This is a genomic window from Pseudomonas sp. B2021, assembly GCF_018135665.1.
GTDB lineage: Bacteria > Pseudomonadota > Gammaproteobacteria > Pseudomonadales > Pseudomonadaceae > Aquipseudomonas > Aquipseudomonas lactis.
In genome coordinates this window covers 1-395 of sequence record NZ_SMOF01000059.1, presented here as the reverse complement: position 1 = coordinate 395, position 395 = coordinate 1, and the positions used below count along the sequence as shown (strand labels likewise).

Annotated in this window: 1 protein-coding gene; it reads left to right on the top strand. The window is 53.7% G+C overall.

Features of this window, described 5'->3' with window-relative positions; translation table 11 throughout:
- Positions 1 to 395 (top strand): hypothetical protein (locus tag E1K68_RS27645; RefSeq protein ID WP_212614981.1); only part of this gene is annotated, 395 nt, incomplete at both ends.

Here is a 395-nt window from a genome sequence, read left to right as displayed (position 1 = left end):
GCGGACGTTATAAGCGCATTGAATGATTTTTCGGAAAAGGCGGCAATTTACGATAAGAAAATCAAGGGCTGCATGGATGATGGCAGTTGCCGTGCCACACCTCCCACCCAGCCGAAGACTGGCTCAGGGTACGAGCTACCGGCCGTGCTCATTGATGACTTACCGCGTAACGGGGGGGAAGCAGCGCTCAATGGCATCGTTGATATAGTCAAGCTTTCCCAGAAGCTGCCCGCAGAGCAGTTTCAGGCTGCGATGCTTAGCGTGCAGGCCATGATGGGGCCTATGAAGCTGGTAGTGAGTGTTGTCGCACATGCAGCAGCTGAAGCGGTAGCGGGGGATCAGTACAGAGAGTTCAAAGAATCTAAAGCTATCGAGCTCGCTGCAAAGCTGACAGA